Annotated in this window: 17 protein-coding genes; 14 read left to right on the top strand and 3 right to left on the bottom strand. The window is 40.4% G+C overall.

From position 1 onward, the window contains the following. Window positions 1–46: 46 nt before the first annotated feature. The 10 genes from HWE15_RS00995 (at window position 47) to HWE15_RS00950 (ending at window position 12,032) form a co-directional block, all read left to right on the top strand. Window positions 47–724 carry an ABC transporter ATP-binding protein gene (locus HWE15_RS00995; RefSeq protein WP_290505631.1) on the top strand — a complete coding sequence of 226 codons (678 nt, stop codon included), beginning with the start codon at window positions 47–49 and terminating at the stop codon, window positions 722–724. Further along, window positions 717–3,242 carry an FtsX-like permease family protein gene (locus tag HWE15_RS00990; protein ID WP_290505630.1) on the top strand — a complete coding sequence of 842 codons (2,526 nt, stop codon included), beginning with the start codon at window positions 717–719 and terminating at the stop codon, window positions 3,240–3,242. The genes HWE15_RS00995 and HWE15_RS00990 overlap by 8 nt, the downstream gene beginning before the upstream one ends. A gap of 64 nt (window positions 3,243–3,306) precedes the next feature. Continuing rightward, complete coding sequence (locus HWE15_RS00985; protein ID WP_290505629.1) at window positions 3,307–4,803, top strand: glycoside hydrolase family 3 N-terminal domain-containing protein; 1,497 nt, start codon at window positions 3,307–3,309, stop codon at window positions 4,801–4,803. A gap of 48 nt (window positions 4,804–4,851) precedes the next feature. Further along, window positions 4,852–5,925 (top strand): serine hydrolase, encoded by a 1,074-nt coding sequence (locus tag HWE15_RS00980; RefSeq protein WP_290505628.1) that lies wholly within the window; start codon window positions 4,852–4,854, stop codon window positions 5,923–5,925. A 276-nt stretch (window positions 5,926–6,201) separates the two neighbouring features. Further along, the gene (locus HWE15_RS00975) at window positions 6,202–6,582 is read left to right on the top strand and encodes an STAS/SEC14 domain-containing protein (protein WP_290505627.1); all 381 of its coding nucleotides are present in this window, start codon (window positions 6,202–6,204) and stop codon (window positions 6,580–6,582) included. Between the two features lie 24 nt (window positions 6,583–6,606). Further along, on the top strand, window positions 6,607–7,635 hold the full coding sequence (locus tag HWE15_RS00970) for an inorganic phosphate transporter (protein WP_290505626.1): 1,029 nt from the start codon (window positions 6,607–6,609) through the stop codon (window positions 7,633–7,635). Window positions 7,636–7,640: 5 nt separating this feature from the next. Next, on the top strand, window positions 7,641–8,264 hold the full coding sequence (locus HWE15_RS00965; protein ID WP_290505625.1) for a hypothetical protein: 624 nt from the start codon (window positions 7,641–7,643) through the stop codon (window positions 8,262–8,264). A 169-nt stretch (window positions 8,265–8,433) separates the two neighbouring features. Further along, entirely contained in the window at window positions 8,434–9,903 is a 1,470-nt protein-coding gene (locus tag HWE15_RS00960; RefSeq protein WP_290505624.1) for a phage tail sheath C-terminal domain-containing protein, read from the top strand. A gap of 82 nt (window positions 9,904–9,985) precedes the next feature. After that, entirely contained in the window at window positions 9,986–11,107 is a 1,122-nt protein-coding gene (locus HWE15_RS00955) for a sterol desaturase family protein (RefSeq protein WP_290505623.1), read from the top strand. Window positions 11,108–11,201: 94 nt separating this feature from the next. After that, window positions 11,202–12,032 carry a hypothetical protein gene (locus HWE15_RS00950; RefSeq protein WP_290505622.1) on the top strand — a complete coding sequence of 277 codons (831 nt, stop codon included), beginning with the start codon at window positions 11,202–11,204 and terminating at the stop codon, window positions 12,030–12,032. A gap of 59 nt (window positions 12,033–12,091) precedes the next feature. Here HWE15_RS00950 and HWE15_RS00945 read toward each other — a convergent pair whose 3' ends face one another. From HWE15_RS00945 to HWE15_RS00935, 3 genes are all read right to left on the bottom strand, one after another. Then, window positions 12,092–13,228 carry an aldose epimerase family protein gene (locus HWE15_RS00945; RefSeq protein WP_290505621.1) on the bottom strand — a complete coding sequence of 379 codons (1,137 nt, stop codon included), beginning with the start codon at window positions 13,226–13,228 and terminating at the stop codon, window positions 12,092–12,094. 12 nt (window positions 13,229–13,240) lie between these two features. Beyond that, complete coding sequence (locus tag HWE15_RS00940) at window positions 13,241–14,611, bottom strand: amidohydrolase family protein (protein ID WP_290505620.1); 1,371 nt, start codon at window positions 14,609–14,611, stop codon at window positions 13,241–13,243. A gap of 71 nt (window positions 14,612–14,682) precedes the next feature. Further along, window positions 14,683–15,174: a gluconokinase gene (locus HWE15_RS00935; RefSeq protein ID WP_290505619.1), complete on the bottom strand. Its 492-nt coding sequence runs from the start codon at window positions 15,172–15,174 to the stop codon at window positions 14,683–14,685. 38 nt (window positions 15,175–15,212) lie between these two features. Between HWE15_RS00935 and HWE15_RS00930 the strand changes: the two genes are divergently transcribed. From HWE15_RS00930 to HWE15_RS00915, 4 genes are all read left to right on the top strand, one after another. After that, window positions 15,213–16,667, top strand: coding sequence for a DUF294 nucleotidyltransferase-like domain-containing protein (locus HWE15_RS00930; RefSeq protein WP_290505618.1), 1,455 nt, complete (start codon window positions 15,213–15,215; stop codon window positions 16,665–16,667). 247 nt (window positions 16,668–16,914) lie between these two features. After that, window positions 16,915–19,242: a glucosamine-6-phosphate isomerase gene (locus HWE15_RS00925; RefSeq protein ID WP_290505617.1), complete on the top strand. Its 2,328-nt coding sequence runs from the start codon at window positions 16,915–16,917 to the stop codon at window positions 19,240–19,242. Between the two features lie 68 nt (window positions 19,243–19,310). Further along, on the top strand, window positions 19,311–20,171 hold the full coding sequence (locus tag HWE15_RS00920) for an ROK family protein (protein ID WP_290505616.1): 861 nt from the start codon (window positions 19,311–19,313) through the stop codon (window positions 20,169–20,171). Window positions 20,172–20,266: 95 nt separating this feature from the next. Next, window positions 20,267–21,220 carry a carbon-nitrogen hydrolase family protein gene (locus HWE15_RS00915; protein WP_290505615.1) on the top strand — a complete coding sequence of 318 codons (954 nt, stop codon included), beginning with the start codon at window positions 20,267–20,269 and terminating at the stop codon, window positions 21,218–21,220.

The following is a 21,220-nucleotide window of genomic DNA, read 5'->3' as shown; positions in this document are numbered from 1 at the left end:
AGATGCGTTTTAAGCTTCATATTCTCTATTAAACTAGAATTAATTCATGCATATTCTTTCAGTTAAAGACCTGGGTAAGACCTACAAAAGCGGTAACAGAAGCCTCACTGTTTTGGATCAGGTAAATTTTAATATTGAAGCAGGGGAAACTCTCGCGATCGTCGGTCCCTCAGGAAGTGGAAAGACCACCCTTTTGGGTCTTTGTGCTGGACTAGATTCCGCTTCGACCGGTTCTGTAGAACTCAATGGAAAAGCATTGGAACGCATGTCAGAAGATGAGCGTGCAGCTGTTCGAAATCAGGATGTGGGTTTTATTTTTCAGAACTTTCAATTGCTCCCAACTTTGACTGCTTTGGAGAATGTGATGGTTCCTTTGGAATTGAAAAAACGAAAGGATGCACGGGAAAAAGCATTGGAATTATTAAAAAAAGTCGGTCTAGGTGACCGGGCAACGCATTATCCTACTCAATTATCGGGGGGTGAACAGCAACGGGTTTCCATTGCGCGGGCTTTTGCTAATGAACCAAAAATCCTTTTCGCCGACGAGCCGACGGGAAATTTGGATACTGAAACCGGCGATATGATCGAAAAGTTGATTTTTGACCTGAACAAAGAAAAAGGCACTACCCTTGTCTTAGTGACCCACGATCCAGAATTGGCTGCTAAAACCCAGCGTATCATTCATATCAAAGGAGGAAAAATACAGGAGGATGCCCATGCCTGATTTTGCTTGGATTTTGAAAATGGCTTTCCGGGATTTCCGGAAAAACATTTCCCGCCTTTTACTATTTGTTAGTTCCATTGTAGTGGGAATAGCTGCCTTGGTAGCCATCAGCAGTTTTGGGGAGAATCTTACCTCAGATATTGATAATCAGGCCAAAGAGCTTTTGGGGGCGGATTTGGTATTGGAAAACAATAAACCCATCGGGGAGCAACCTATTGATTCTATGGCTACACAAATGGCGTCGGAAGTCAATTTTGCCTCCATGGTGGCTTTTCCTCAAACTGGTGCTAGTCGATTGACTCAAGTGCGGGCGCTAGAAGGTAATTTCCCATTTTATGGAGGATTGGAAACAATTCCTGCTTCTGGAGATCAAAATTTCCGTTCGGGAGGACAAAAGGCCTTGGTTGAAAAAATCTTAATGGCTCAGTTCAATGCCGAAGTGGGAGATAAAATTAAAGTCGGAGAACTGGAATTTGAGATTGTAGGAGAATTGCTAGGGGTCCCAGGGCAAACAGGAATTACCGCAACCGTCGCTCCTGCTGTCTATATCCCAATGGAATACTTGGAAGCCACTGGTTTGGTTCAGTATGGAAGCCGGGTAGAGTACAATCGCTACTTTCAATTTCAGCCTGGATCTGATGTGGAGGCATTGATTGAGCCTTTTGAAGATGAGTGGGAGATAGAACGGATAGATGCGGATACGGTGGAGGATCGAAAGCGTTCCACAGGTCGGTCTTTCGAAAACCTATCCAACTTCCTAAGCCTAGTGGCTTTTATTGCCTTGCTGTTAGGTTGTGTGGGAGTAGCCTCTGCGGTGAATGTTTTTGTAAAAGAAAAATTGGCCTCAGTAGCTGTTTTAAGATGTCTCGGTGTTTCCTCCCGAGATGTGCTTTTGATTTACTTGTTTGAAATCTTAGTGATGGGCTTCTTTGGAGCTTTGTTGGGGGCAATCCTAGGTACTTTGCTTCAGTTTATTCTTCCTGCCGTATTTGAGGATTTCTTACCAGTAGAAGTGACCGTAGGAATATCTTGGCTATCGGTTGGCTTTGGTATCATTACAGGGCTATTTGTTTCTGTTTTATTTGCTATGTTGCCGTTGTTAAAGGTTCGGAATGTGTCTCCTATGGCTACCCTTCGTCCTGAAACAGCCGATTCTACTTTGCTTAGAGATCCGTACCGTTGGGCAGTAATTGTCGGGGTTGTAGTCTTTATTTTTGGTTTCAGTTTTTATCTATTGAAATCCTTGACTTTGGCGTTGGGTTTCACCGGATTTGTGATTTTTGCCTTTGGTATCCTATGGGGAGTGGGGCAATTGATTATGTGGGCTGTTCGAAAGTTTTTGCCTATTTCCCTTCGATACACGATTCGACAGGCTCTGGCTAATCTTTACAGACCGAATAACCAAACCATTTCATTGATTGCTACGATTGGTTTGGGTACGGCCATGATTAGTACCCTATTTTTTCTACAAAACCAATTGTTAGAAGAAGCTCGGTTTGCAAGTAAAGAGGATCAACCGAATTTGTTGATGTTTGATATTCAAACGCCGCAGTTGGAAGCAGTGAAAGAAAAAGTAACCAGTCGAGGCTTGCGGATCATTCAGGAGGTTCCAATTGTTACCATGCAGCTTAATGAAATCAATGGAATTGATAAGCGGGAAAACGAGGAATTGCCAGATGAGGAAAATTACTCGCGATGGATGTACAATCGGGAATACCGGGTAACCTACCGAGATACTTTGATCGAAACCGAAACCTTAGCTGAAGGAGAATTAATCCCTGTTGGAGCTCGAGGCGACTCCATTTTTGTGAGTTTGTCTACCAGTTTCGCAGAAGGAAATAATCTGAAAATCGGGGATGAAATAGAATTTAACGTTCAGGGAAGACCGATCAAAACTTACATTGGAAGCTTTCGAAATGTGAAATTCAATCAGGTTTCTACCAATTTTATTGTGCTTTTCCCAAATGGGGTTTTGGAACAAGCACCGAAATTTCATGTGGTCATCACGCGAACTAAAAATGACAGAGAATCGGCCGAAATTCAGTCCGAGGTGGTTCGAGATTTCCCTAATATTTCGGTCATCAACTTGGGTGTGATTGTGGAGACGCTGGAGGATATTTTGAACAAAATCAGTTTTGTGATTCAGTTTATGGCATTTTTCAGTATTGCCACTGGAATTTTGGTTCTGATTTCTTCTTTGATTATCAGCAAGTATCAACGAATGCGGGAAAGTATTTTGCTCCGAACCTTGGGAGCTTCATCTGTTACCGTGAAGAAAATCAATACCCTTGAATACTTCTTCCTGGGAAGTTTGGCTTCCCTGTCAGGTATCATTTTGTCTTTTATTGCAACTTGGTTATTAAGTTTATTTGTCTTTGAAATGACCTTCAGACCCGCCTGGACGGAAGCATTGATTTTGTATTTAGGAATTACCGGGCTGACCATCATTCTAGGATGGTTGAATGGACGAAAGATCATCAATCAACCTCCTATGGAGATTTTGAGAGGAAATGGCTGATAAAACTAGAAAGGAAGAGCGGAATGAATAATTTCGCTTTTCTTTTTGCCCTTTATTCTGCACCATGCTTACCAAAAAACAAAAAATAGCTCAATGCTTTTCTCCAGCAGCTTTTGTACACGATTCGGAGGAGAATCACCAAAAGTTGGTACAACTAATTCGGGAAGAGGAAATTGGGAGCTTGACTTTTTTTCATAGCAGACACTCCGCCGCTGCTAATTTTGAAAGTAGGGCAGAGGTATTGGACTTCAACGGTACCTTGGAAAAGTTGGTGGGATTGATAAATCGTTTCCAAAGTATATCCAAGATTCCTTTGCTGATCTGTATTGATGCGGAGTATGGTCTGGCCATGCGGATCGAAAAGACCCCTCAATATCCCTTTGCGATTACATTAGGAGCTTTGCAGGAAGATGCTGAAAAATGGGTAGAGGAAGTAGGCTATCGAATGGGTATGGATCTGAAACGTGCTGGGATTCATCTCAACTTTGCGCCCTGTGCGGATGTCAATACCAATCCCAATAATCCCGTCATCGGCTATCGTTCCTTTGGAGATGATCCTGAAAAAGTATCCCGTTTAGCTTTTGCCAATTACAAGGGGATGAAAAATGCAGGAATCGGAGCTTGTTTCAAGCATTTTCCGGGTCATGGGGATACAGCAGTAGATTCCCATTTGGGGTTGCCGATATTGAATAAGTCCCTTAGCGAGTTGGAATCCGAAGAACTGTTTCCTTTTCAGTATGGGGTTGACCGAGGAGTAGAATTGATTATGGTGGGGCATTTGGCAGTTCCGGCCTTGAGTGGAGGAAAGGAAGTACCCGCAAGTATCAGTAGGGAGATCATTACTGATTTTTTGAAAGGGAAAAAGGGTTTCAAGGGCTTGGTTGTTTCAGATGCCTTGAATATGAAAGCGGTGGCGAATCATTTCCCAGAACCAGGACAATTGGAATGGGAGGCCTTTCATGCCGGGAATGATCTTTTGTGCTTTTCCGATCATGTGAAAGAGGGCATCACCAAGATAGCTGAAAAGGCTTCCGAGGAGGAAGTGGAAGTAGTGTTCCAAAAAATTATGGGGTTAAAAAAGCAATTGGGAATTTTTGATTTCCAACCAATTTCAGTTCCGAATTTTGATTGGAATGCTCATCAAAAATTGCAAAAAAGTCTGGCTGAAAACTATGTTTCGGTAATTTCGGGAAGGATTGACTCCAAAATCCTCCAGGATTTGGCACATGCTGGTAAACTTGCATTTTGCGAGTATTTTACCTCTCAAAAAAGTCGATTTGCAAAGATGCTGGACTATGATTTCGCATCTTTAGATCAGGCTGAAAAGGTTTTGATTTCGGTTTTTGTTCCAAGCCACAAACCTTTAAATCAGTTTGGAATGGATGAAAGTATTTTGGAAGAAATCAAAAGCCTCACACAGAGTAAGTCCTGCATTTTGATTCATTTTGGAAATCCTTTGGCTTTAAAACACCTGGGAGAATTAAGCAATTTTGAGGCTGTAGTTTGTGCTTATCAGAATTTTGAGGAGACGCAGGAAGTAACGGCAGGACTTTTTGTTTGACGGAAACATTTCGCGGAAGAAGTATTATTTCCCCCAAAGTCAACAGGTATGTATAGAAAATTTAATTTTTTAGTTTTATTCTTGGTTCTCTGCCTTCCGAGCGTTGCTCAAGAAAAAGCGGTTGCGATTGAAAAGCTTGTTCAACGATTAGCGTCTCAGCAAGCCTTTGAAGGCACGGTTTTGGTTGCTGAAAAAGGTGAGCCTATATACCACCAGTCCTTTGGCTTTAAAGATGAAAACAAGATTTTTCCAGTAGCAAATTCCACGAAGTTCGGAATCGCATCGATCACTAAATTATTTACAGCTATTGTCATTTTGCAGTTGGTGGAGGAAGGTCAAGTCAAGCTTACTGATGCGCTTCATCAGCTTTTTCCAACAATGGAACTCCCCAATTCAGATAAAATCACCGTTCACCATTTGTTGCTGCATATTTCCGGTTTGCCAAATGAGGACTTTGAAATTTATACTACATCCCAAATTTCTTTGGAGGAGTTTATAAAGCAAACCCTTTCCAATGATCTCAATACTTTTGGGGAATTTAATTATGCGAATATTGACTATGTGCTCTTAGGATTGATCATCGAAAAGTTTGATGGCAGACCTTGGGCTTCTTCTGTTCAAAATAGGATTTTGGATAAATTGGCCATGGCACAAACAGGCTTTTTAGAAAAGGGGAAATACCCAAAAGATTTTGCCTATTCCTTTTCATACGATGAAAATTATAATCGGAATGCGGACCCATTTCTATTTATTGAAAATTATGCTTCAGCCGGATCCATGTATTCGACCGCAATGGATCTTTTAAAGTTTGATCAAGCCTTATATAGTGATCAATTGCTTTCTAAGGAAAGTAAAGATCTCCTTTATAAATCCTATCCGGAATACAATTTCTCGGGATACAGTGTTTGGACCTACAATTATCCTTTTTCAAAAACACAACCAATGATCATGGAGCGAAGGGGAGGGATTCTTGGTGCAAATTCAGTTTTGGTGCGGTTTTTAGATTCCAATCAAACCATCATTATTTTGAGTAATAACAACAAATTCAATCCTGATTCTTTTGGAAATACAAATGCTTTAAAAGAAGCTTTGATTATTGAATTGGATAATACTAGGGATTAGATTAAGCCTTAATTTCTTTTTTTAGATATTCAAATTTTAAAGGGGCTTACTTTGAAGATTTCCCAATTCTTTTAAAAAAAGCTAAGAGGGAACTCTTATTTAGCGGATTTTGAAAATGGAATAATTGGGAAAGTAGAGGTAGCAAGTTTTTTGCCTTGGGCCTGATAATTCGCTGAAATAGCTGTATTTTAATTTAGTAATTGAAATGATGGCCTAACCTTATGGTTTATTCCCATTTATAGGTTGACGTCAATTATTTCCTAAACTATAGAAATCATGATCGAACAACTTAAAACCTTTAAGGATAACCAATTGGCTGTGGAAGTGATCGATGGGTTTACAGAAACTGATGAGAAAATTTGCCAAAAGTGGTTTCAAGAGAAATTGGATGAAGGATTTGAGCAAGTGAACGTATTGGTTAAGCTTGATGAAATGAAAATAAGCCATACCCAAGTAAAAGCTTTTATGGAAGACTCGATTTGGGCTCTAAGACATTATAAGCAATTGGGACACCTTGCCATCGTTGCTCATTCGAAGATTTTGAAAGCTTTGATTCCTATTGATAATCTGTTTTTTCAAAGAGCGAGTGAAGGAAGAATTGAGCGTTATTTCGACGTTTCACAGATCGAGGAGGCGTTTGAATTTATTGGGAAATAATTCAAATGACTTAATAAGACAGGAATGGGCATCAACCTAATCCTCATTTTAGGAATTGCACTCGTAGTTGTTTACGATTTCACCAATGGGTTCCATGATGCAGCAGATATGGTTTCTACAGCCATTGCTTCAAGAACTATGTCGCCGGGACGGGCTATTTTCATTGTTTGTTCTTTCACTTTTTTAGGACCTCTTTTAGGTGGTTTGGCTGTGGCAAACACCATTGGGGAATTTGTTGATGTAAGCCAGGTAAGTAGTGGATTAGCCCAGCGAGTAGTTTTGTCAGCTATATTGGCTGCTATTTCCTATAATCTGATTACCTGGAAATTCGGTTTACCCAGCTCCTCTTCCAATTCACTTACAAGTGGTTTGGTTGGTGCTACCATTTTTGCTTTGGGAAGTAGCTATATCAATTGGGGATTTTCTGCATTGAAACATGGAGGATTGGAGGGGTTTACGAAAATTCTAATTGGACTCGCCTTTTCCCCATTAGCAGGTTTTGTGGTGGGTTTTCTGGTCATGAAACTTTTTTTGGTCACTTTAAATCGGTTTACCTACAGATTGAAAAAATTTTTCCTTGTTACGCAATACGCAACAGTAAGTTGGTTGGCCTTTAGTCATGGGACTAATGATAGTCAAAAAGGGATGGGTATCATTGGGATGCTCCTTTTAGCCAACAATATTTATCCTGAATTCACCGTGCCTACTTGGGTGATTTTGCTTTGTGCATCGTCTATTACTCTAGGCACTCTCTTTGGTGGCTGGAGCATTATCAAGACGGTTGGATTTGGTATTTATAGAGTAAAACTTATCCATTCCGTAGCGGATCAAATTAGTGCGGCCACTGTCATTTTGAGTTCCTCTTTGATCGGAGCTCCTACGTCCACTACCCAAGTGGTGACCACCTCATTAATGGGGGTCGGAGCAGCCGAAAGACCCAAACATGTGCATTGGCAAGTGGCCAATTCCATCCTCAAAGGCTGGTTGCTAAATATTCCTATTTCCTTTCTACTGGGATTTCTATTTAGTTTTTTATTGACCAAAATATTTTAATGAAGATGCTAGAAAAAATAAAAAGTTGGATTCTTCCGAAAGAAATAGACTTTTTCAAGGCTTTAGCTCAACAGGGCCTTCAGACACAAAACATAATTGATACTCTTAGGAAATCTTATGTGGAAAGTGCTTCACAAAACCATGATGCCCTTTTCAAGCTCATAGCGGAAGCCAAAGAAAATCAATCTTCGAATTTGAAAAATCTAAATGCTGCATTTATTACTCCAGTAGACCGGGAAGCGATAGCAAGAGCACATACCCAGCTCTTTTGGGTGACTTTGAGTATCAAACATTTGGTGATTGAAATTGATACCTATCAAATCTATAATTTGAGTGAGTACCAATCTATTTTCGAACTTCTTCAACAGGAAATGTCTGAATTGGTGAATGGGTACCAAATGCTTCATACCAAGACCTACGATAAAGCACTTGAAAACATCGACCAAATCATTCATTTGGATAACAAAGTCATTAAGCTTTACGCCAACTTTCTGGCTGAGTTATTTAAGGATACTGATTTGCCGCGTGTCTTTATGCACAAAGAAATTTTATCGCAGTTAAAAGAAATCAGCAAGCGTATGCATGTTTGTGCCAACTTGCTGGAGGATATTATCTTCAAATTGAACTAAAAATATTCTCAAATCTAAGGGTGAATGAAGATCAAGGTGAACGCTGCCTTATTTCAAATTAGCTTTTGCTAAACTTCTATTTTTTGTACTATTTAATTCAATTTCAGCGATTTGAGAAAAAGATGCGTATCTTCTACTCTCATTTTTGACACTTTTTTATTCAATAGGCATGGCTAAAATCTATAGAACTCCAGGGGTGTATGTGGAGGAAATCAGTTCTAGGTATCAGGGGGTTGCTCAGGTTGAAACAGCCATTCCTGCTTTTGTTGGTTACACCGAAAAGGCGGAGGTCAATGGTCAGTCTTTATTAAACCAACCCACTCGGGTAAATTCCTTTTTGGAGTTTCTCAATCATTTTGGAGAGGATTATAAGCCCCAGTTTGAAATAGTCCCAGCCTTGGCTGGAGATCCAACTCCTATTTCTGTTGCCAACCGCTTGCTGAGCGTTCGCCTCAAACCAAATCAACGGACGTATTTATTCCAATCAGTTCAAGACTTTTTCGACAATGGAGGAGTAGCTTGTTATATCGTTTCAGTAGGGATTTATTCGGGGAAAAAGGAAGTTAACATTAGGAAAGAGGATTTGCTGGGAATGGATGCTTCTTCAGGTTTGAAGGCTCTGGAAGAATTCCGCGAACCTAGCATTCTAGCGATTCCAGATGCAGTTGCTTTGGGCAGAGAATGCCATGATATCTATCGAGAAATGCTTCAACACTGCAAAGCAGTAGGGAATCGTTTTTCGATTTTTGATATTTTTAATGGGTTTGAAGAGCGATTGCTGGGAAGTGATTGTATTGAACAGTTCCGCAATGAAATTGGAAGTCGGAATTTGGGTTATGGTGCAGCGTATTACCCTTGGCTGGATCGTTTTGAAAGTCAATTATCACTATCATTTGAGAATCTTGATTCTACTATTGATTTAGCTTCAATTCTTCTTGAGCCAAATGCTCAGACTCTTTTAAGTGCAAGTGGTCTTTCGGGCAAAAACTTACATCAGGCCTTAGTCCAAGCTAGTCCAACTTATCGGTTGATTTTGGAATCTATGACCAGACAGTTTAAATCGGTTCCTGTCTCTGGAGCAATAGCTGGAATTTTTTCTTCAACCGATATTAATCGGGGAGTTTGGAAGGCTCCTGCTGGAGAATCAATCAATGGATTCGAAAAACCATGCGTCTCCTTAACTGACGTACAACAGCAGGATTTGAACCAGGGTGGACCTTCAGGGAAATCCATAAATGCACTTCGCCAATTTTCTGGAAGGGGGATTGTGGTTTGGGGAGCTCGAACCTTAGCAGGGAATGACAATGAATGGCGCTATATATCCGTCAAACGAACGTATCTGATGGTAGAGGAATCTATTCAAAAAGCGCTTCAGGCCTATGTTTTTGAACCGAATAATGCCAATACCTGGATACAAATCCGATCTCTTTGTGAAGGATTCTTATTAGGACTTTGGAAGCAGGGAGCTCTTCAAGGGGCCAAACCGAATGATGCTTGTTTTGTCCGGGTTGGTTTGGGCCAAACGATGACGCAGCAGGATATTTTCGAAGGAAGGCTAATTGTCGAAATTGGAATGGCATTCGTTAGGCCCGCTGAGTTTATTCTCCTGCCAATAAGGCTAAAAATGAAAACCCCTTAATTATATTAGAAAGAAGAATTGGCGTTTATTTAAATTCAAAGAGCTCTTTAATCGGCTTTTCTGAAAAAGGCTTTTATCCTTTATGGACTTCAAAACAAACAATACAAGAATAAAGATAGGTGAAGGCAAAATTAGCGGGTATTTATCCATATTTCTGGGTGTATGCTCCTTCTTGTTTACCATTTGTCTGTATTTCCCGAATGTTTTGACAACATCTGATTTTCGACATTTGTACACAGAGAATTTTGTTGAAGTCTTTGTTTTCGCTCTTTTAATTCTGGGAATTGGTTTCGCCCTCACCAGTTTTATTCTTCGAAAGAAAGCGGATATTGCCTTGATAGGTTTGGTATTCATATCAGCTACTCTCTTTTTATTCTATTTTTTTCCGGGGCAAACCTCCGAAGTTTCAACTCTCTTCACTATTGGTTTGGATTGGCTTGTGCTGGATATTTTTTTCACTTCACTCATTTTTATCCCTTTAGAATTGTTTCTGCCAAAACGATTTGATCAAACAAAATTTCATCCGGAATGGAGGACTGATTTAGCTTATTTTATATACAGCCATTTACTTGTTCAAATATTGGGGATTATTATCCGAACGCCTGCTATGATTTCATTCTCAGGTTTACCAATTGCTGAAATTCAAAGTAAGGTTTCTTCGATAGCCTTTCCTATCCAGTTATTTTTAGCTCTTCTGATTACAGACCTCTTCCAATGGACCATTCATTTTCTTTTTCATAAAATCCCAATTTTATGGAGATTTCATGCCATCCACCACTCGATTAAAGATATCGATTGGTTAGCCGGATCAAGAATTCATATTGTAGATCTTATTGTTGTGAGATCATTTACTTTTATTCCAATCTATGTTTTGGGATTTAGCAACGCAGTGTTTTTAACCTACTTAGTCTGGGTCTCCATCCAAGCGGTACTGGCGCATTCAAATACGAGACTAAATTTTGGGTTTTTGAAATATATCTTGGTTACACCTCAATATCATCATTGGCATCATTCTGCAAACCCGGAATACTATGACAAAAACTTTGCGATTCACTTTCCTTTTATTGATATGATTTTTGGAACTTATTTGGATAAAGGGGAGGAATGGCCAATTGAAACAGGCTTAGGAGATACAGAAGTACCTAAAGGAATTTTAAAACAAACTATCCATCCATTTAAGCGAAGTAAAAAAAGTAATCCCTGAAATCTAAAATTCTAAAAATCCCTGAAAGGGCCTTGAGATTTTCATTAGGAAATGGTGGAGTAAATGAATACTTTGATTTACTAAATCCATCTAAATGAAAAAAACGATATTCTTTTTCGCCCTTTTGATAGCAATTGGGAGTTGTAATTCAGTGAAGGTTCCAACCACCTTAGGAGATTCTTCAAATGCCAGTTCCTTTGGCTATCATCCCGTTGACCCCTTGCCAGTTTGGGTTGAAAACTTAGGGCAAAAAACTATTGATTATTCCACCCTTCTCGGTGCTATGCCTGATGAAACCATCCGGCTCGCCATTGCTGAAGTGACCAATGAGGGAGTCCTAAATTTTGGAACAAGTTCAATAGGGGTGGCACATCACAACTATGTGGTCATTCTAGATTATATAAAATACAGCACGGATTTTTTTAGAGTTGAATACTTAAATGATGAGGGAACTGATTTTTCTGTCCTTCCCCGGTATGAAAAATCCGAGATTGAGAATTCCTACGATCCCATTATTCGTTCAGTGAATGAAGGGGATGCTGTTGTTCCTGTTTATGTAGGAGTTGGATTGCGCTTAACTGCTAGCATTACAGTAAATAAAAACGGGGTTGATCTGGGAAATTTATTTTCTATAGGAGCACAAGCTTCTTCCAATAAAATTGCCGGAACACTTACCGTTCAGACCTTAGGTATCAGCGGGGATAATATTTCTTCCATTATTCCTATGCCAAGCGAAATAAATCCTACAACCATCCAAAATGCCATTCTAGCGATGGGTACTATCAAAGCAAAGCTATATGATGATCAAACTGTAATTACTCCTCGCGTGGTGGGGGTTTATAATAACTTGGGAGGATCCTCTAAAACAATCAACAAGTTTGTTTCTTCCATGTTGATTGAACGGCCCAAATTGACGGTATATTAAAAAGGGATAAAATCTAAGAAAACTAAAAACCCTCCAAATTCAATCTGGAGGGTTTCTTATTATTTTTCTACCGAGAATTTATACTCAATTTGATGCTCATATTTTTCACCAGGGTTCAAAATTGGACTCGGGAAGTTTTCATGATTGATGGCATCCGGCCAATTTTGGGACTCCAAACAGAAGCCCCAGTGCTTCTCGTAAATTTTTCCATTCGCCCCAGGGAAATTGGAAAGGAAATTTGCTGTATAAAATTGTACGCCTGTATTGTCTGAAAACATATCCATCACTCTTCCTGATTCTGGGTGTTTGACTCGTACAAAATGCTTCATGTCTGGGGATTTTTCTAGTTTCATGACCATGTTGTGGTCAAATCCTTCCCCATTTGCAGCGATTTGGTCGCCTAGAATTTTTGGGCTACGGAAATCAAATGGTGTGTTGGAAACGTCTTTTACCTCGCCGGTTGGGATGAGTTCCTCATCTACTGGCGTGTAGTAATCCGCCCAGAATTGGAATTCATGATCTAAAACATCTCGCTTCATTCCACCTAAGTTGAAATAAGTGTGATTAGTGAGATTGACAATAGTCCTTTTATCTGTAGTGGACTCAAATCGGATTCGTAGGATATTGTCTGTGGTTAACTCCATCCAAAGTGTAGTTTCCAAATTTCCAGGATAGCCTTCCTCACCATCTGAACTTAGATAGGTCATTTTGACACCCATCACGGAATCGTTTGAATATATTTCGGGATCCCAGACTTTTTTGTTGAAGCCTTCCACGCCTCCATGCAGGTGATTATCTCCATTGGTTTTTGCAAGTTGGTAAGTGACTCCGTCCAAGGTGAATTCTGCATTAGCAATTCGATTGGCGACACGACCTGCTGTTGCTCCGAAAAATGGATTCGGCTTAGTCAAGAAATCTTTTACATGGTCTAAAGTCAGTGCTACATTTTCCAGATTTCCGTTTTTGTCAGGTACAATAATTTTTGAGACCAGCCCCCCGTAATTTGATAATTCGACTTGCATGTTCCCATTATCCAATAAATATTCAAAGACTGGTTTTCCTTGATGTTCTGCTACTTGCTTAGCTTCTATATTAAAGTTGATTTCTTTAGACATGGATTCGTTTGTTGATTTTTCGGAACAGGCTCCAATCAAGAAACCTGTTAGAATGATGTAAAATATGTTCTTAGGTTTCATCGGTTTTTAGGCTTAATTCCGTTCATGATTTTTCTCGATTCTATCCAATTCAGCCTGTAATTTTTCACCGCTGATCCAGACGCCTCGGATTGCTAGTCCCAAAGGTTTTTGCATGGTTTCAAGATTTTCCAAAGGGTTTTCTTTCACCATTACAAAATCAGCAGCCATTCCTTCCTTAATCATTCCCCACTCTTGCTCTTTCCCCATGTATCTGGCTGGTTCAACGGAGCCTGTTTTCAGGATTTCATAATTGGATATCCCCGCTTTTGACATTAAAGCTATCTCATGATGGATCGAGAATCCCGGGACATTGAAAACCTGTGGGGAATCGGAAGCCATAATCATCGGAATCCCGGCTTTATGAAGAGCTATGAAAAGTTGATTTCTGAATTGTAGATAAGGAGCGACTTTTTCCTCTTCCAACATGCCTGCTCGTTCCATCTGTTTTTTGGTATTCACCCACTGTTGAATCAAGGGGCCAGGAAGGTATTTCATTTCTGGTGCTTTTCGGAATTCATCAGCTGGTATGTAACCGAAATAGCGATCAAAAAGAGTGAGGGTAGGAGCGATATAGGTTCCCTGCTCTTTAGTTTGGTCAATTAAAGCAGGAAGTTTTTCTAGTTGAACTTGACCCACCAAATTCAAATTGAATGGACCGGAAGTGGTAGGGTCGATGACCAAATCGTCGGGTAAAAGCCCCTCCATATAGCCATCCATATGCTCAACAGATTTAAACCCACTGGCTAGTGCATTTCTGATTCCTACGGCTAATGGTACATGTCCTCCAAATGGAATTCCCACTTCTTTCGCAGTTTTTGAAATGGCCAACATTTCATCCAGTTCGACGCCCGGATGAATTTTTAAGTGATCATATCCAGCTGCCTTTTGATCTCTTACCATTTGAGCAGCTTGCTCAGGACTGGTGACTGAATTTCCATTGAAAGATGGCCCAGAAATATATACTCGAGGACCTGGGATTTCTCCTGCATTTACCCGTCGTCGAAGTTCTACATGGGTAGGATGCCCGAGCATACTTCGAATTCGTAGGACGCCATTGGCGAGATACAACCAAAGTGATTCTTCCTGAAGCTGAGTGCTGCCATTATCTGCTACCGGAAGGTGGGCATGAAATTCTGCTAATCCTGGAAAAATATAAGCCCCTTGTCCATCGACAAGATTTTCATGAGACATTCGAGGGGTTTGGGGTGTAAGCGGAATGATTTTGTTAATCTTTCCATCTTTTACAAAAACCGCATGGTTTTCCAATACTTCCTCTCCATTCATGGTCACGATATTTACATTGGTAACCAATACATCTTGGGCGGAAACCTTTAAGGTTAAGGAAATGAGTAGTAAAGTGAGAAGAAATTGAATCCGTTTCATAGTGGGCAATCTAGGGTTGAAAGTCCAATTTCGCCCTTTGGATTTGCTATTCCAATCCGATCCTGTAATTTCTATTTCTTTAAAAAGTCCAATACTTCTTCCAGCATGGCTTGGGGTGATTGGTCTATAGATAGTTTGTATCCATAGTTTGGCTCTTCCCAGGTTGCAAATTGAGAATCTAGCATTTCGGCTTTCATGTAATGGTTTTTCCGGGCCTTCATTCGCTCCCAGATCAAATCCCGGTCTCCTTTTAGGTGGATCCAATGAATGGCAGGATCTATAGAAAGGATTTTTCGATACTGTTCTTTGAGTGCCGAACAAGCTAAAACGCACCCGCCAGAAGTCTTGGATTCTTTCAATTTTGTAGCGAGAGCTTCAAGCCAGGGTTTTCTGTCATCATCATTCAAAGGGATTCCTGCGCTCATTTTTGCAATGTTTTCGGCAGGATGAAAATGGTCTGCATCATAAAAGGGAATCTGGAGTTTTTCTGCCAAAGCAGTTCCTAAGGTTGTTTTGCCTGTTCCGGAAACTCCCGTGATGATGATGAGCTTATATTTTTTCATGGTGGAAGAAAACCCAAAGATTGGCTAATTTGGGAAAGATGAAAAATACAGCTGCTTTTATTTCTGATCAATTTTATTCGAAGTACGTTCGGGACCTTCATTTCCGCCATCTAAGAATGGCCCAATCTAGCGATACCGTTCAGGAATGTGCATCGCAAATGGCCAAAGAGCAAGTCAGTTGTTTGTTTATTGGGGATTCTCCGGAAGCGATTGAGGGGTATATTACGGATATTACCCTTCGGGACAAGGTTTTAGCCAAAGGCTTATCGCTTGAAATTCTCGTCCAGGATATTATGGAATCTTCCATGGTTTCTATTCATCCCGATGCCACTTTAGTGGAGGCTTTGATGCTGATGTTTCGAACGAAATCCCGTTATCTCCTAGTAAAAGAAGCAGAACAATTTATCGGTTGGATTAGTCGAACAAAAATTTTGACTGAGCAAAGCCAGGGGCCTTTTATGTTTATCCAGTCCGTAAAGGAGGCGCGGCAAATTCCAGAGCTGAAAGAGAAATGGAAACGTATGCCCGAAATCATCCACTTATTGTTGAGCCGGGGGATGAAAGCAAGCATTGTCAATCAGATTATTTCCACGGTTGCCGATACCATCACGCAGCGCGTTATAGAACGTGTAAAAAAGGATGTTGGGCCAGCGCCTGCAAAGTTTGTGTTTTTTGTTTTGGGAAGTGAAGGCCGGGGAGAGCTAACCTTAAAAACAGATCAGGATAATGCAATTATTTATGAGGACAAGGCCAATGAGAAGCGCGAAAAAGTCAGAGCCTATTTTTTGGATTTTGCAACGAGGGTTTCTACTGCCTTAGATCAAATTGGAATTGATTTTTGCGAAGGGGAATTAATGGCGATGAATCCTAAATGGACCCATTCGCTTTCCCATTGGAAGCGAAATTATGAAACGTGGATTTCGGATGCGTCTCAAGAGACAGCGATGAAATATGCTACTTTTTTTGATTGTAGGGCAATCTATGGGGATGCGGATTTGCTAGCGGAATTGAAACTGCACATGAATCAATTATTGGATAAGGCTCCTGAGCGCTTCTTTATTAATCTTGGCTACAATGCGCTCCAGTATGAGCCTCCCTTAACCTTTTTCAGACAAATCCGGACAGAGAAAATTGACGGAGAAAAACAATTCAACCTCAAGCATGCCATGCGAACCATGGTGGACCTTGCTCGAGTATATGCATTGAAGTACCAAATTGAAGAGACTAACACGCTGGAAAGGCTTTTTAAATTGAAGGATCGAGGCGTTTTTTCTGAGGCTGAAAGTCAGGAATTGATCCATGCCTTTTCCTATCTGATGGCCATGCGTTTAGAAAATCAAGCAGAACTTCTATTAGCAGGATCTTCCAAGCCTCTTAATTGGATTCGAATGGAGAAGCTCACTAAAGTTCAAAATGTAACTTTGATTGAGATTTTTAAAGTTATTCGGGATTTCCAAGCAAGAATTCGGATTTCATTCACTAAGAGTCTATAAATTTTTCGGTTCTCAGATACTTTTATAAAAAATTTATAAAAGTTGTTTTTTATTAAATAAAGTTTTTTACTTTTGTTTAAGTAAACAAACTGAGGCATTTGTCAAGGTTTTCCTAATAAAATTCCCTTATTATTTGAATAAAAAAATTTATTTTGGAATTCAAACGTTTGCACTCTGTTTTTTCTTTGGTAAATAGAAATTGAGAGAAGTACAATAAACCTTCAAAACGCTAATAAGCTAATTCACCATGCTCAGCAACTATCCTCTTTCAAAAGTTGAGAAAGCATTTCTCAAAGAATCCGGAGTTGAGACGATATCAACCCTCATTCCTTACCTTACGGTCGATAACTTTCCCAAGTTAGGACTATTGACTGCCTGTCGTTTTTTGGAATGGGCTGCTGAAAACCCACAAGGAGTTATCAGTTTACCGACTGGAAAAACGCCTGAATTCTTTATTAAATGGACTCAGTATTTACTGGATAACTGGGAAAGTAAAAAAGGAAAAGAAATCAGGGAACAGTATGGCCTGGGAGATACTAAAAAGCCTGTTCTCAAAGATTTGACTTTTGTGCAGATTGATGAGTTTTATCCGATTTCTTCTTCTCAACACAACAGCTTTTACGATTACGTTAATAAGTTTTACATCCAAGGTTTCGGACTCTCCAAGGAAAAAGCAATCTTGATCAATTCGGATGAAATTCCATTGGCACAAGGGAAATCCTATCAGGAAATCTTCCCGGATTTGAAGGTAGATTTATCCCTTCGCTTCCGTGAACCTGCGACGGATTTGGAAAAGCTTCAGCAAGAATCCATCTACATGATTGATCAGTGGTGTGCGGATTATGAGAAAAAAATTCGGGATTTGGGAGGAATCGGATTTTTCTTGGGAGGAATTGGTCCTGATGGACACATCGCTTTCAACACTAGAGGATCTCATATCTATTCTGTCACACGATTGACAGAAACTAATTTTGAAACCCAAGCGGTTGCAGCAGGGGATTTAGGAGGGATTGAAGTTTCAGCCAACCGTCTCGTGATTACAATCGGCTTGGATACCATCGTTTACAATCCGGAAGCAGTTGCGATTATCATTGCTGCTGGAGAAGCAAAAGCAGGAATTGTAAAAGATTCCCTCGAGACGAAACTCAATAATGTTTATCCGGCTACTGTCCTTCAAAAACTTAAGAATGGTCGTTTCTATTTGACCAAGGGTGCAGCTGTAAAATTAACCGACTCAGTAGACGCCTATTACCAAAAGGGAGAATGGACCTTTGAAAAGACGGAACGAGCAGTTATCGAGCTTTGTAAAAGATTAAACAAATATGGTCACCGACTTAAACTCAGTGATCTGAAGAATGATAAGTATTGCAAACTGATTCCAGACCTTTCGGAAGAAACGGTTGGTCAGGTAATGAAAAGTGTAGAGGATAAGTTGGCTCGTGGATTAGAACAAGAGAAAAATCAAAGGCTTTTACACACTGGTCCTCACCATGATGATATTTCTCTGGGGATCCTTCCGCATATCACCAATCAGTTGCATGAACCATCCAATGAAGCTCATTTTTCAGTGTTGACTTCCGGCTTCACAGCGGTAACCAACTCATTTGTGATCGATACCCTTCAGCATACTAAAAAATTGCTGGATGAAAATAAGATCCAAATGGTGAATTATGAGGATTTTTTTGAGGTGGGTTATAGCTTGAAAACAGACAAGGATGTTTACCATTACCTTACCAATGTAGCTTCTGAAAACGAGGCTGCCCGAAAGCGTGGACTTTGCCATCGGGTAGTTCGGGCTTTGGTAACTATTTATGGAATCAAAAATAAAACCCAGCTTCGTGAGACGATCAATGATGTGATCAGCATCCTTCGCAAAAGCTATGATGGCGAGAAGAATCCATCCAAAATTCAAAAGCTGAAGGGGATGATTCGGGAATTTGAGGAGGAACTTGTATGGGCTCACTTTGGTGTTCAAGTTAAAAATGTCCACCATTTGCGACTTGGCTTCTATACAGGGGATATTTTTACAGAACAGCCTGATAAAACCCGAGATGTGGAACCGATCGTGGAATTATTCCGGCAAGTTAACCCAACAAAGATTAGCTTAACACTCGATCCGGAAGGTTCGGGTCCAGATACCCATTACAAAGTGTTGCAGGCAACTGCGGCTGCTGTAAAAAAATGGGGTGAGGAAAAAGATCTCAGTGAACTTCGAATCATTGGCTATCGAAATGTTTGGTTTAAATTCGAGCCGCATGAAGCCAATGTAATCGTTCCTGTTTCATTGGGAGACATGTCTGTGATGGAGGATTCATTCACCAATTGCTATCTCAGTCAGGTTAATGCTTCTTTTCCAAGTTATTCGCACAATGGTAAATTCAGTACTGTTGCTAAACGAACTTGGGTGGGTCAGCTAAATGATATTCAACTCCTCTTGGGTAAAAACTACTTCTATCTGCATGAGCGTGCGAAAGTTCGCGCCAGTCACGGATTGATTTTCTTCCGGGATATGAATGTAGATGAGTTTTTGGCTACTGCCAGGGAACTCGAGAAGTCCATCGAAGGCATGATTTAAATAAACTAGGACGAAATTAGCTGTTCCAAACCAACCTTAAACCTAAAGTGAACCAAATACCTCAGCGTATGGAAAAAGCCATTCTGGGACTTGATATTGGAGGTACGGGGATAAAAGGTGGCGTACTTGTAAAAGGTCACCTGGAGGATGTTCGATCCATTCCTACTCCGGCAAAGGAATCCAAGGAATTTATTTTGGAGACTATTGCCTTATTTATAGAGTCCTACATGGGGTATGACATCACTGGAATTGGTATTGGGATTCCTGGGCTAGTGGATGTTGAGAAAGGTGAGGTTTTAGGTTTAGCTAATATTCCTGCTTTTCAACATGTGGAATTAGCTAAATTTCTGGAGCAGCGTTTTTCAAAACCTGTTTTTATAAATAATGACGCAAACTGTTTTGCAATTGGCGTTCATAAGTTCGGAGTAGGAAAACCCTTTAAAAATCTGGTTGGGATTACTTTGGGTACCGGGGTAGGGGCTGGAATTGTGATTAATGGTCATTTATATTCCGGCGTAAATTCTGCTGCTGGAGAATGGTGTAGTGCACCTTACCTCGAGCATAATTTTGAGCATTATTGCAGTGGTAAATTTTTTCATCAGTATTACGAATCCAAGCCAAAACTACTCGCGAAACGGGCGAAAGCTGGAGATTTAGAAGCCTTGAAAGCTTTTGAAGAATACGGAGCCCATCTGGGAGAATTGATTAAACATATCCTTTACGCATTGGCACCTGAGGCAATTGTGTTGGGAGGGTCCATACGAAAAACTTATCCACTTTTTGAAGCGTCCTTGAAAAAGTCGCTTTCAACCTTTTCTTATCCAACAGTTTTGGACAATCTCCAAATATTACTTTCCGAATTGGATGAAACAGCCATTCATGGCGCAGTTGCCTTGGTTGATGTGGAGCCTGAGGTTGTAAATAGTTAAAAGATTAAAGTTGGTTTAGTGAATAGAAAAAAAGACGGTTTCAAATGAGACCGTTTTTTTTTGGAACTTTCGATTGAAAATCATTTTCTTCGGACATGGAAAATCACCTCAAAGTTGCCCTGGCACAGATAGCCCCAGTTTGGTTGGATAAAACCGCGACACTCGATAAAGTAAAAACTGCAATTCGAGATGCAGGCGAGAAAGGATGTGAACTGATTGTTTTTGGGGAGGGTTTGGTACCGGGATATCCTTGGTGGACCTCCATTACACATGCTTCTGCTTGGGATGACCGGATTCAGAAGGAAATTCATGCGCACTATGCCCGCAATGCGGTGCAAATCGAAAAAGGAGATTTGCAGGAGATTCAAAGCTTAGCGAAAAGTCTTAGGATTGCTGTTTATTTAGGAATAATAGAACGGCCTCAAGATCGAGGAGGTCATAGTCTTTATTGCACTTTAGTTTATATTGATCCATCGGGGCAGATCCGATCTGTTCACAGGAAACTTCAGCCAACCTATGATGAGCGGCTAACCTGGTCTCCTGGAGATGGGCATGGACTTCAAGTTCATCCGTTGAAGCAATTCACCGTCGGTGGGCTGAATTGTTGGGAAAATTGGATGCCCTTGGCAAGGACAGCATTATACGGATTGGGAGAGGATCTCCATATTGCGGTCTGGCCAGGCTCAGTAAGAAATACGGAGCTAATTACGCGAATGATAGCTCAGGAAAGCCGTTCTTTTGTTATTTCTGTGGGTAGTCCGATGCAGAAAAGCGATTTCCCTACTAATACTCCACATTTAGACTATATCCTTGAAAATTGCCCTGATGTATTAGCGGATGGAGGAAGTTGTATAGCAGGTCCTGATGGAAAATGGATTGTTGAACCAGTCCTTTTGAAGGAAGGATTGATTATTGAGACATTGGATTTTAATAAAGTCTTCGAAGAGCGCCAAAATTTTGATTCGGTAGGTCATTATTCACGTCCCGATGTACTTAAACTGCAAGTAGATCGGAGCAGGCAGGGTTCCGTTGACTTTAAAGGGGAGTAG

It is taken from the genome of Algoriphagus sp. (assembly GCF_013373065.1).
In the GTDB taxonomy this organism is placed as follows: Bacteria; Bacteroidota; Bacteroidia; order Cytophagales; family Cyclobacteriaceae; genus Algoriphagus.
This window is presented reverse-complemented; position numbering and strand designations above follow the sequence as displayed.

Coding starts and splice junctions, on each gene's coding strand:
- HWE15_RS00960 (WP_290505624.1), top strand. CDS start 8,434: ATGGCTAAAATCTATAGAACTCCAGGGGTGTATGTGGAGGAAATCAGT.
- HWE15_RS00970 (WP_290505626.1), top strand. CDS start 6,607: ATGGGCATCAACCTAATCCTCATTTTAGGAATTGCACTCGTAGTTGTT.
- HWE15_RS00950 (WP_290505622.1), top strand. CDS start 11,202: ATGAAAAAAACGATATTCTTTTTCGCCCTTTTGATAGCAATTGGGAGT.
- HWE15_RS00935 (WP_290505619.1), bottom strand. CDS start 15,174: ATGAAAAAATATAAGCTCATCATCATCACGGGAGTTTCCGGAACAGGC.
- HWE15_RS00945 (WP_290505621.1), bottom strand. CDS start 13,228: ATGAAACCTAAGAACATATTTTACATCATTCTAACAGGTTTCTTGATT.
- HWE15_RS00975 (WP_290505627.1), top strand. CDS start 6,202: ATGATCGAACAACTTAAAACCTTTAAGGATAACCAATTGGCTGTGGAA.
- HWE15_RS00965 (WP_290505625.1), top strand. CDS start 7,641: ATGCTAGAAAAAATAAAAAGTTGGATTCTTCCGAAAGAAATAGACTTT.
- HWE15_RS00955 (WP_290505623.1), top strand. CDS start 9,986: ATGGACTTCAAAACAAACAATACAAGAATAAAGATAGGTGAAGGCAAA.
- HWE15_RS00990 (WP_290505630.1), top strand. CDS start 717: ATGCCTGATTTTGCTTGGATTTTGAAAATGGCTTTCCGGGATTTCCGG.
- HWE15_RS00995 (WP_290505631.1), top strand. CDS start 47: ATGCATATTCTTTCAGTTAAAGACCTGGGTAAGACCTACAAAAGCGGT.
- HWE15_RS00930 (WP_290505618.1), top strand. CDS start 15,213: ATGAAAAATACAGCTGCTTTTATTTCTGATCAATTTTATTCGAAGTAC.
- HWE15_RS00925 (WP_290505617.1), top strand. CDS start 16,915: ATGCTCAGCAACTATCCTCTTTCAAAAGTTGAGAAAGCATTTCTCAAA.
- HWE15_RS00980 (WP_290505628.1), top strand. CDS start 4,852: ATGTATAGAAAATTTAATTTTTTAGTTTTATTCTTGGTTCTCTGCCTT.
- HWE15_RS00985 (WP_290505629.1), top strand. CDS start 3,307: ATGCTTACCAAAAAACAAAAAATAGCTCAATGCTTTTCTCCAGCAGCT.
- HWE15_RS00940 (WP_290505620.1), bottom strand. CDS start 14,611: ATGAAACGGATTCAATTTCTTCTCACTTTACTACTCATTTCCTTAACC.
- HWE15_RS00915 (WP_290505615.1), top strand. CDS start 20,267: ATGGAAAATCACCTCAAAGTTGCCCTGGCACAGATAGCCCCAGTTTGG.
- HWE15_RS00920 (WP_290505616.1), top strand. CDS start 19,311: ATGGAAAAAGCCATTCTGGGACTTGATATTGGAGGTACGGGGATAAAA.